At 65.1% G+C, this 9,167-nt stretch carries 11 protein-coding genes and 1 pseudogene; 4 read left to right on the top strand and 8 right to left on the bottom strand.

Going from position 1 to position 9,167, the window contains the following annotated elements; all coding sequences use genetic code 11:
- Window positions 1–65 precede the first annotated feature (65 nt).
- Window positions 66–845 carry a hypothetical protein gene (locus AB0H57_RS31995; protein WP_357512396.1) on the bottom strand — a complete coding sequence of 260 codons (780 nt, stop codon included), beginning with the start codon at window positions 843–845 and terminating at the stop codon, window positions 66–68.
- 179 nt (window positions 846–1,024) lie between these two features.
- The gene (locus AB0H57_RS31990; RefSeq protein ID WP_357512395.1) at window positions 1,025–2,572 is read right to left on the bottom strand and encodes an RNA-directed DNA polymerase; all 1,548 of its coding nucleotides are present in this window, start codon (window positions 2,570–2,572) and stop codon (window positions 1,025–1,027) included.
- A gap of 237 nt (window positions 2,573–2,809) precedes the next feature.
- Here AB0H57_RS31990 and AB0H57_RS31985 point away from each other — a divergent pair, with 237 nt between their 5' ends.
- Window positions 2,810–3,040 carry a hypothetical protein gene (locus tag AB0H57_RS31985; RefSeq protein WP_357512394.1) on the top strand — a complete coding sequence of 77 codons (231 nt, stop codon included), beginning with the start codon at window positions 2,810–2,812 and terminating at the stop codon, window positions 3,038–3,040.
- Between the two features lie 235 nt (window positions 3,041–3,275).
- On the top strand, window positions 3,276–3,842 hold the full coding sequence (locus tag AB0H57_RS31980; protein ID WP_357512397.1) for an NUDIX hydrolase: 567 nt from the start codon (window positions 3,276–3,278) through the stop codon (window positions 3,840–3,842).
- Between the two features lie 3 nt (window positions 3,843–3,845).
- On the opposite strand, the gene AB0H57_RS31975 is transcribed toward AB0H57_RS31980, so the two are convergent.
- On the bottom strand, window positions 3,846–5,267 hold the full coding sequence (locus tag AB0H57_RS31975) for a helix-turn-helix domain-containing protein (protein WP_357512393.1): 1,422 nt from the start codon (window positions 5,265–5,267) through the stop codon (window positions 3,846–3,848).
- A 147-nt stretch (window positions 5,268–5,414) separates the two neighbouring features.
- Here AB0H57_RS31975 and AB0H57_RS31970 point away from each other — a divergent pair, with 147 nt between their 5' ends.
- Both AB0H57_RS31970 and AB0H57_RS31965 read left to right on the top strand, forming a co-directional pair.
- The gene (locus AB0H57_RS31970; RefSeq protein WP_357512392.1) at window positions 5,415–5,753 is read left to right on the top strand and encodes a hypothetical protein; all 339 of its coding nucleotides are present in this window, start codon (window positions 5,415–5,417) and stop codon (window positions 5,751–5,753) included.
- Between the two features lie 3 nt (window positions 5,754–5,756).
- Window positions 5,757–6,029: a hypothetical protein gene (locus AB0H57_RS31965; RefSeq protein ID WP_357512391.1), complete on the top strand. Its 273-nt coding sequence runs from the start codon at window positions 5,757–5,759 to the stop codon at window positions 6,027–6,029.
- 42 nt (window positions 6,030–6,071) lie between these two features.
- Here the strand turns inward: AB0H57_RS31965 and AB0H57_RS31960 are convergent, their stop codons facing one another.
- The 5 genes and pseudogenes from AB0H57_RS31960 to AB0H57_RS31940 form a co-directional block, all read right to left on the bottom strand.
- Window positions 6,072–6,362 (bottom strand): barstar family protein, encoded by a 291-nt coding sequence (locus AB0H57_RS31960; RefSeq protein WP_357512390.1) that lies wholly within the window; start codon window positions 6,360–6,362, stop codon window positions 6,072–6,074.
- Window positions 6,363–6,564: 202 nt separating this feature from the next.
- Entirely contained in the window at window positions 6,565–7,143 is a 579-nt protein-coding gene (locus AB0H57_RS31955) for a hypothetical protein (RefSeq protein WP_357512389.1), read from the bottom strand.
- A gap of 177 nt (window positions 7,144–7,320) precedes the next feature.
- Window positions 7,321–8,118 carry a DUF4259 domain-containing protein gene (locus AB0H57_RS31950; RefSeq protein WP_357512388.1) on the bottom strand — a complete coding sequence of 266 codons (798 nt, stop codon included), beginning with the start codon at window positions 8,116–8,118 and terminating at the stop codon, window positions 7,321–7,323.
- A 61-nt stretch (window positions 8,119–8,179) separates the two neighbouring features.
- Window positions 8,180–8,722, bottom strand: coding sequence for a hypothetical protein (locus tag AB0H57_RS31945; protein WP_357512398.1), 543 nt, complete (start codon window positions 8,720–8,722; stop codon window positions 8,180–8,182).
- Window positions 8,703–8,882 (bottom strand): annotated as a pseudogene (locus tag AB0H57_RS31940) (helix-turn-helix domain-containing protein); the annotation flags it as partial. The gene AB0H57_RS31945 and the pseudogene AB0H57_RS31940, both read right to left, overlap by 20 nt.
- Window positions 8,883–9,167 lie beyond the last annotated feature (285 nt).

Genomic DNA, 9,167 nt, shown 5'->3' with positions numbered 1-9,167 from the left:
ATCAAGGGGTCGGGGTTGACGTCTCTAGGAGCATCGGGATGGCAAGTGCGGTGGCCAGCCTCGTTCTACGATCCCGATTGCTCCGGATCTTCGAGAGTCTTTTGCCTCTCAACGAGCCGAATCACCAATGCGATCGAGGCAAGGTAAATGTAGAACAGCCACGCCCACCACAGTTCTCGGTCGTAATCCTTATACTGATCCGGCTTATTGTGGCGAATCCAAAACTTGTTGGCAATCTCGAAGAAGGCACCCTCATCTTTGGGCAACAAATGCGTCTTCACGCTGGGTCGGTAGTGTTCCAGTACGTCAGCCAGATCGCGAATTGCATCTCGCCGGTCGGTTGGCGTTGCGCCCCTCCTCCGGAACTTGCTAATTGCCGCTTCGACGAGAGTCCGGTTATGCGGATCCACCCCTTTGGGTGCACTCTTCATTAGTGCCTCGGTACCAGAAACGAGGGTGCGCTCAATTACGCCGTCTTGGCCTAGTTGAAATCCAATCTCGCACCGTCGCAGGATAGTATTGATCCGCCTACGGTAGTCGTCTTGAGCCGGCCTAGCATGGAAGCGCGAGTAGTGCCAGCCGCAGCCGGAGTACGAGTGGAAACCCCCTGCCGTCTCGTCCCCCAAGGAGACGCGGTCGTGAAGATATTCGATCATGTCAAATAGCGTATCCTCGTCCCATGATTGAACCTCAGCACTAGACAAGGGCCAAGCAATTTCCCGACCGAGATCCAGAAGGATCCGGTCCCCGATCTCTTCGCCCATCAATCCAGGCACATAGCCAGCGTCAACGCAATCATATCCGAAGTATTCTTGCAGAAGATTGCGACGGTCAAAGTCCTGCACCAATACTAAAAAGAGGCGTCGAACTCCCGCTTGCCCTATCGAGCCACCAGGTCGACGGCCTTGCCGTTCGGACCAGTAGGTCCGATCCGTATCAGGATTCCTAGGATGAGGCTCCATGCAACATCTCCTAGATGTCTCCGAAGGCATCAGCAAAGCGACGTGCTCGTTCAAACGAACGGTTAGCTGCCAGTGAAATCCGGCTTCAAGGGAAGTTTGGCGAATGACCGGTCCCGCAGCAGTTCTAGGGTTACAGCGTTCTCTGGGAACTCACTCAGCCACTTAGTAACGTTGGTGCGGGAGCAGCCGGCTTCTAGACCCGCAAGGGCAAGAACGCGCCGATGAAGCGGGTTCTCAGCGCGTTTCACGGCTTCGGCAATCACGACCCGCGCCTCCGTACGATTCCACTTGGCAAGACGCTGGGCAGCCACGGCAGTCATGGGTAGCGACGACCCACCTCGGGACAGGATGGAGGCGAATTCCTCTTGAATGGGGCGACCCACTTTACCGCGCGACGGAAACATGGTGCCGAGCTGGGCTGCCGCCCACTCGACCTTTGACCATGGCTTGCCAAGGTATTCGATGTACCAGTCCTCCATATCGCCAGTCCTCTTAGCATCCCGGAAGAGCCGCGCTAGCGAGTCAGCGCCTTGCGGCATTCGCATGGCGACTTCTATGAAACTATCGACCTTCGTAAAGTGCTTGTAGGTTCTCATCCGGGTAGTGGCGAACTTCATCGAGGTGCGGCTCGCGGTTTCTTTGGCATCGACTAGCCGCTCCACCAATTCATCAAGACGCTTAGTGACGAGCTTCTTTTTAAAGAGAAGCTTCCCGAACAGGAGTTCCTCGTCGATTGCACTATGTTCGACCTCGCGCGCACTGAGGGCGACCTGCTTCCCCTCTAGCAGTTCAGTCTTTCCGGAGTTCATGTGCAGGCCCATGTCATTGAGTGCGCTATTGATCTCAACCTGGGCGCGACGGAGATTGCCAGCGTCCTCACCGAAAAGCCACACATCATCCATCCACCGGACGAAGCTACGCCGCTTACCCGAGTCGTAATCAACCTCGGATGAATGGTGATCCAGAACCTCGTCCAGTTGCGACAGGTAGAGGTTCGCGAGCACAGCTGATGCCTGGAAGCGTTGGGGGATGCCGCTCCGACCGGAGACCTTGGTCCAACTCTTAAGACGAGGCACAAGATGATCGATGATGGGTCGAGCGCTCGCCCGAGTAACTTCGTCCTCGATCTCCTCAATCAACCGATCGACCGGGATACTTGCGAAGCAGGAAACGATATCGGTTTTAAGCGCTACATCGAATTCCCCGGCCAAGAGGGATAAGTAGGAGCGGTAATTTTCCCACTGCTTGTCGTTCGGAGAATACAGGCCCGCCGTCATGCCCTTAACCGGGAGCCGCCAGCCATACGCATTGCGATGCATCCCGCCGATCAACGGCACGCTGAGATGACCAACAAGCGCTTGATAGGCAAGTCGGTCGAGCGGGTCCATCACCATCGCCGGCCGGATGCCGAAGTTCTCCTTTGGGACATCAATCTTGGAGATGGCCCGGACATCAGTGTTTTGTAGGCGCTCCTCTATGAGGTCGCGTCGAGTGGAAACTACCCAGTCCAACTCGGGCCAGCCCCACGGGTCACGGAACCAGTCACCCAGCAAGTCCTGGTGACAGGCGACCAGAGCCCTATCCAGGTCCAGTGATGAGGCCCAAGACACGACGCACCCTCCTCGATCGGGCAAGAGTCCCAATCCTCGCTGAGGCGACCCGGCTTGGCCAGCCACTATTGGGCCGTCTCCGTGCCATCGGGGCCGTCGCTGGGCCGTTTGACGGTGACCAAAGTTGACCAAAGACGACCGGTAGCGCCCGAAGAAACACCAGGCCAGCCGCCATATGACGGCGGCTGGCTTGGTGGGCGACGGACGAGTCGACCTGTACGCCGGATACTGGCTTAGGTGAACAGAGATCTTCCGAAGGTCGTGCTGGAGCTTTGGCGGGCGGATGCGCTCGTTCTGTTCGACTGGCTCCAGGACGTCGACCTGAACGCGGTGCCGATCAGCCATCCGGCTCAGAAGCAGGCGTTGATGGACCTCCTGACCCGCCTAGAGGAAACCGACGTGGCGGAGGCGACGCACGAGGAGATCGACGCGGCGAAGGCAGAGGTCAGCCAAGACATGGGCTGGTGACGGTCGGAGGAGATCGGGCGGAGCTGCCGACAGCAACGCTGACAGCAACTGAACCGGACTGGGGCGACTGTTGCCGGCCGGGCCCGGACGGCCGTCTGAGGTCGTGGACGAGGCTGGACCACGCCGGACGGCGCGCCCAGAACTTACAAGCGAGGGGTCGGGCGGCCGGGGGTGGTGTGGCCAGCAGGTGCCGCCTGTCGTGCATGGTGAGGGGGCCGGCGCGGATACTGGCGGGGTGGTGCAGAAGCAGGCGACGGAGCTGACCCGGTGGACCATTCACGGCGAGCGGGTGGTGGACGACACCCGCCGAGCGCGTCTGAGCATTGCTCAGGTGGAGTTGCCGGACGGGGTTCGTTTCGAGCAGTACGTTATCCGGGCTCCCCGGTCGGCCATGGTCGCCGTACTCGACGATCAGGAGCGCCTGCTGTTGATGCGGCGGCATCGGTTCGTGTTCGACCGGTGGGTGTGGGAGCTGCCCGGTGGCTACGTCGACGACGGCGAGCACCCGGCGCAGTGTGCGGTGCGGGAGGTCGAGGAGGAGACCGGCTGGCGGCCCCAGGCGGTGGAGCCGTTGCTGTCCTTCCAACCGTGGGTCGGGACTGCGGATGCAGAGAATCTGCTGTTCCTGGCCCGGCAGGCCGAGCGCATCGGCGCACCCGTGGACGTGAACGAGGCTGAGCAGGTCGCCTGGATTCCGCTCGACGAGGCGTACGAGCTGGTGTCCCGGGGTGAGATCGTCGGTGCCGGCACGGTAATCGCGGTGCTGGAGCTGGTCGCGCGTAAGGCCCGGGGAGAGCTATAGGGGTCAGCGTCGTGAGCCGAGGGTGGCGTCGATGCGGCCGGTGAAGTGCCGGACGGCGGGTAGCCGCCGGTGCGGGGCGAGTTGGGTTTGCAGGTCGCGGAGGTAGCGGACGGCTCTGGCAGAGCGGAGCTGGGTGGTCAGGGTCAGGGCTTCCGCGCCGATGGTGCAGGCCCGCTCGGGTTCGCCCTGGTGGGCGTGAACGCTGGCGAGTAGGGCGAGGTTGAAGGCTCTGCCTCGGACGTAGCGGTTGTCCATGCGTAGGGATCGGGCGGCGAAGCGTTCGGCGTGGGTGTTGCGGCCGAGGGCGAGGAAGCAGTGGCCGAACTTGGCCGACAGGTACGCCTCGTCGAAGTAGCTGAGCCATTGCGGGTCGGTGCTGCGGTCGGCCCGGTCGAGTGCTTGTTCCGCCTGGTGCAGGGCGGCGGCGCAGGCCCGTTCGTCGTTGGCCTTGGCCAGGGCGTGGGCTTGCATGACGTGGGCTTCGGCGGTCAGGACGGGAACCCCGGCGCGGCGGGCGGTTTGCCCGGCGGCGCGGGCTAGGTCGAGGCCGGTGGCGGTGTGGCCGAGGTAGGTGGCCTGGTGGCTCATCGCGGCGAGGATCTCCGCGCCGAGGCCGTCGTCTCCGGCGGCGTGGGCGAAGTCCAGGGCGAGGGTGAGGTACCGCTGGGCGATGCCGTGTTCGGCGGTGTCGTACGCCTGCCAGCCGGCGAGTTGGGCCAGTTCGGCGGCGGCGCTGAGCAGTCGTTGGCCGGTGGGGTGGTCGTACCGGCCGTTGGTGAGCAGCGGGGTCACCTCCTGGTGGAGGTAGCGGGCGACGGTGCCGCGGGCGTGCCCGCCGCCGTACTGGTTGTCCAGCTGGCGATAGGTCGCGGTCATCGCGCGGATGGTGTCAATCTCGGGTTGACCGACGGCGCTGCGGCCGGGTTGGGTGACCGGGACAGGGTCGGGGGCGGTGAACCAGCGCAGCGCCGGCAGGGTGTAGCCGGCGGAGCTGAAGGCCACCTGCCGGAGTACGTCTCGACGGTTCACGTCACCTCGCCAAAGCTCTGCGGCACTGCGTACGTCGTCTTGCCAGGTCCGGCTGGCCGGCGGTTCGCTGGGCCGACCGGGGGTGAGCCGGCCGGGGTCGGCCGGCGGCGCGGCCTGTCGGGGTGCCAGGCCCATCGTGATCCGCGCATGGTCGGGCATCCGGCAGCCGTCGGCGATCCGCTCCAGGACGTCGATCGAGGTGACCTTGCGTCCGGCCATGATGCGGCTGACGTAGCCCTGTTCCAGCCCGACGGCGGCCCCGATCCGGCTCTGACTCGCCCCGGTGAGACTGGCGATCCAGCGGAACAGCCCGCCGATGTCGCGGGCGGCCAGGGCGGTCAGCACCTCGCCGTGCGACCACGCGTCCCCCGGTATTCGCAGTGGATCGAGCAGCACGGCAGCTCCCAGCGTCGCGTTCCGACTACTCAAGGTGTTCAGGTCGACAGCCTAGGGCGGCCATTCGTGCTGGTCGAGCCGTCCCATGTCACCGTGACATGACCGCTGGCCATAGAGCGGCCCGTCGCCGGGCGGGATGGTCGGCGCATGTCCTTCGATGTCGACAACCCGCCCGTGGAGCCACCCGACAAGTGCCAACACCGCCTGCTGTGGCGGTTGGCCCGCGCCCTCTGGGATGCCCACCGGCCCGACAGCGCCGGCTTCTGCGTGGTCGCCGGCTGCTGGCATGAGAACCAACGCGACCCCTGCCGACTGGCCCGGCTCGCCCAGGAGGGGATGCGAACCGCCTGCGGCGAAGCCACCCCCGCCTCGCCGCCCTGGATCGCCGTCACCCGTGAGCGCCTCGCGGCCGGGGACATCGACCCGGTGGACGCCGTCGCCGAAGCCCTCTGGCACCACCGCCACACCACCAGGTCGGGGTGGTGACCAATGGGCGCCCTCTACACCTCGGCAGCCTTCCGCGAGTACGCCAGAGCACAGGTGGCCCACGCGGACATCCTGCTGACCAAACACGCCGAGTCGGCCCTGAGCCTGTGTCGCTGCGGCCGACTCCACCCCTGCGACGACCACCGCCACTGGCTGGAGATGCGCACCTACTTCAGGCAGTTCCTCGTTGACGAGCAGTACAGCAGCGAAGTACAGCAACCCCACCCACCGAACCCGACCCGGCGCGACCCCAGCACGTTGCATGACCTCGGATGACACCCAATCCGACCGGCCTGCCGAGAGTTCACACCGAAGCGTTCACCCCAGCTCGAACTCAAACCGCTCGTCGTGGCTTAACTCCTGGTCCTCGGCTTCGACGGTGTGCAGGAGGTTGCAAATCTTCTCGAACTTCTGAACCCCAGGGTTCCTCTTGCTGACCCGCCAGTGCGTCCAGACCACCCTGACTGGGCGGGGAACATCCCTGCTCAGCCGGTCCCACAGAGCATCCAAATTCGAACCGTAGTAGGGCCCGAAGTCGAGAGCAGGGTCGAGGAGTCGATGAAGGTCGCCTTCAGCCCGTACCTCACGGCCATCGATTTCGACGAGCACCCGCTCAACTCCTACACCTGGTCGCACGTCGACCGCCCTGAGGCGGCGGCAGCGAGCGCGGACGGTCGGTTGGTCGACTAGATCGGAACTCTGGGTCTACCCGGGGGAGTGGGTTCGTGACGTACACCCCTTTGCCTTGCCGGCCGTCGATTGACCGGCCCCGCTCCTTCATGGATGACGGACTGATGCCGGATGTTGGGTGTCAGGAGTGGGAGGGCGAGGGCATCGGTGAGGACAGCAGGCGCGTGATGCGGTCGTCGACCGCGTTCGTCATTGCCGGGTCGGTTGCGGCGTTGAACGCAGCCTCCTGTAGGGATTTCGGAAAGATCCGCCGGATGCTGTCCGTGTACATCCCTTCTCCCTCTTCCGGCTTCTGATGGGTGACCGGCGGTCCCAGGTGCAGGGCGATCGGCATCGACACGCCGCCGTGCGAGCTGAGGTCGATGCCAGGTCCCTTCCCGATGTCGGCATTTGGGAGGTACGGGCAGAACGCCAGCGTGTAGATCGTGCGGACCTCGTCGATGGTGTCAGCGGAGTCCGGTGCCACCCCGAACACCGAGGCGGCGCAGACCGGCCGTGCATCGGGATGGTGCTCCCCGTCGAAGGTCGGGTCGTGCTCGATTATGTCCACCACGCGCGCTGCCAGCTGCTCGCGGAACGGCTCGGGCAGCTTCGGCGGCTCCTGCACCGACAGCCACCGCAGCACGAAGACGCCGGACGCCACCAGGACTAGCGGGACGAGCACCGCCAGCCCCCACCGTCGGGCGCGTTTTCCATCCACGGGCGTGACACTAAACCACGACGGGATCTTCTGGAGGCCCGCTGGGTCGCCTACAGGCCACCGGCTGCCGGCGGCTGCCGGCGATGCGTGGTCTCGCATGATGGTTGACGAAACGGCGTCGCAGGATGCTTGACGCCAGGTCGAGATCGAATAGTGCTGGTGCGTTGATGGTAGGTGTTATGGCTCGGGTGTGGCGGGCGCGTTGGTGAGGTTGCGCTCGAGTTCGCCTGGCAGGAGTTGCCAGGAGGTGTAGGTCCGGGTGTGGAAGGCTGGGTCGCCTAAACGGGCGATGGTTCGTCCAGCGCGGTGGAATCCGGCAGCGTCATAGTTCATGCGGTTGAAGACGGCGACCCGCCAGCTGGCGCTGGCCCAAGGCGGAAGGGGACTGCCGTCCAGCCGGAATGGCGCCTCGGGCTTGTCGGCGAGGGTGTCGAGTTCCGGTTGGGATGGCATGTGTGTGCCGGTGAAGTCGAGGGCGACGAGGACCGGCGCGACGGAGTGCCGTTCGTCGTCGATGCGGGCTACTCGCAGCAGGGCCAGGTTGCCGTTTGCAGCGCAGTAGCTGAGAACATCACCGGGTTGCAGGTCAGTGACGTGCCGGCTGGGCCGGCGCACCTTCTTGCGCTGCGGCTGGGGGCCGGTCAGTTGTGCACGCGCCTTTTCGAGGACGTCGCGGCGCTTGGCGGCAAGGCGAGGGTTGTCCGACCACCTCGCGAGGTCGGCCCCGCTGTCGATGGCGGCGATGGCGCGGTCGTGAACGGTGGGGTGGAGGCGGCCGAGCTTGGATTGGGTGACGGCCAAGGCCAGCCAGACCGATGTCGCCTCGTCCGGGTCGTCGAGCGCGCCGGCGTAGGAGTCGAGCATCCGTTGCGTGGCCTCGTCGTTGTCCACGCCGTCTTCGAGCATCTCGCGGTATTCATCGCGAACGTCGCATGCCGTGTCGTCGGAGAACAGGCCAGGCCCCCAGGCACCCATGTCACCTTCCCTGCGTTCATGTTTCCGGGCCTGGCCAACCTGCCACAGGTTCTGCCCGCCGTCACCTGGGACTGCGAAACCTGATTCCTGAGACTGCGCCCGTGGTGATCTGGTGCTTCGCCTTTGTGCGGTTCAGGTCAGTCGCGCTGCGGCGGGGGACGGCTTTGATTGGGCTGTCGGCGTCGTAGACGGTGATGGTGTGCTCGTCCAAGGCGACAGTAACGAGCTTGCGGGCGTGGACCTTGCCGACCTGGATGCGTTGCCCCGCGACCTGGATGCTGCCGTTGACCGACACGATCCGCTCGACCGTCGGGGTGGTGGCCGGTGGTGGGACAGGGGAGGCCGGTCGGGCGTCGCGGATGCGGCCGAGTGCGGTGGGCGGTAGTGGGCAGCGCAGGGTGCGGCGCAGTTGCCCGGCCTCGTCGATGACGTGCAGAAGGACGCCGTCGACGCGGACCCAGACCCGTTGACCGGCAAGCGGCATACCGACGCTGATCTGGCGGCCGGCGATGCTGATCCCGCCGCAGGCGTTGACGACCCGGTCGACCTCGACAGCGGTGGCCCCTGCCCTCCGTCGAGGCGTCAACCCGGTGCGGGCAGACATGCGGACGATGCGACCGATCTTCCAAGCCCTTGACGCCTTCGGTGGCATACCGGCCGAGCCAGTTGTGGATCGTCTGCCGCGACACCCCATACCGGGCGGCGACCTCCGTCTTCGGCGTGCCACCCAGGCACTCCATCACGGCGTGAAACCGCTGCTCCATGACGCTCAACTCCGCGAGTCCCACCCGGTGCTCCTCCCGCCTGAGTTACAGACGCAACGAGCACCAGGCCGACCAGGTGTCAAACATCAACCGAGGCCGCCGTGTCAACCACCAACCGGATTCGGACAAGCGGCTGCCGGCGTGTCGCTCGGCGTGTCGCTCGGTGGGTGTGAGAACTTTCTGTACGTGTTCAAGGCGGCCCTGAACGGGCCGCACGCGCCGCCGCCAGGGCGCGCGGCCTGCACTCCGCTGACGCTCCGTTCCGGCCACGCAGGACGCCCGGCG

The organism is Micromonospora sp. NPDC050686 (assembly GCF_040654475.1).
GTDB lineage: Bacteria > Actinomycetota > Actinomycetes > Mycobacteriales > Micromonosporaceae > Micromonospora.
Note: the sequence above shows the minus strand (reverse complement) of the source record. Positions and strands in the feature narration are given on the sequence as shown.

What these genes read in the sequence shown, in the direction of transcription:
- AB0H57_RS31965 (WP_357512391.1), top strand. Translation starts at nt 5,757, where the DNA reads ATGGGCGCCCTCTACACCTCGGCAGCCTTCCGCGAGTACGCCAGAGCA.
- AB0H57_RS31950 (WP_357512388.1), bottom strand. Translation starts at nt 8,118, where the DNA reads ATGGGTGCCTGGGGGCCTGGCCTGTTCTCCGACGACACGGCATGCGAC.
- AB0H57_RS31945 (WP_357512398.1), bottom strand. Translation starts at nt 8,722, where the DNA reads ATGTCTGCCCGCACCGGGTTGACGCCTCGACGGAGGGCAGGGGCCACC.
- AB0H57_RS31970 (WP_357512392.1), top strand. Translation starts at nt 5,415, where the DNA reads ATGTCCTTCGATGTCGACAACCCGCCCGTGGAGCCACCCGACAAGTGC.